Genomic DNA, 245 nt, shown 5'->3' on the forward strand with positions numbered 1-245 from the left:
CGTCGCCAACCAGTCGGAGCGGTTCCACCACCTGCAGAAGACCGCCGAGACCATGGTCTCGGCCAACCACGATATCGCCAACGCCTCGCAAGCTGTGCAATCGACTACGTCGGCCGCGGTCGGCGAGCTCGACGCCGAGGCCGCCGATGCGGTCGGCAAGCTGGTCGATCAGTCGTTCGGCCAGGGTCCGGTTGGAGCCGGTGTCCAGGACTGCAAATTGTGCGACGGACATATCAGATGAGTCC

The 245-nt window shown here is 64.5% G+C and carries 1 pseudogene; it reads left to right on the forward strand.

The window, feature by feature from the left end:
• Positions 1-166: pseudogene (locus tag G8O24_RS43460) on the forward strand (methyl-accepting chemotaxis protein); the annotation flags it as partial.
• Between the last annotated feature and the right edge of the window lie 79 nt (positions 167-245).

This window comes from Bradyrhizobium campsiandrae (assembly GCF_014529705.1).
Taxonomy (GTDB): domain Bacteria; phylum Pseudomonadota; class Alphaproteobacteria; order Rhizobiales; family Xanthobacteraceae; genus Bradyrhizobium; species Bradyrhizobium campsiandrae.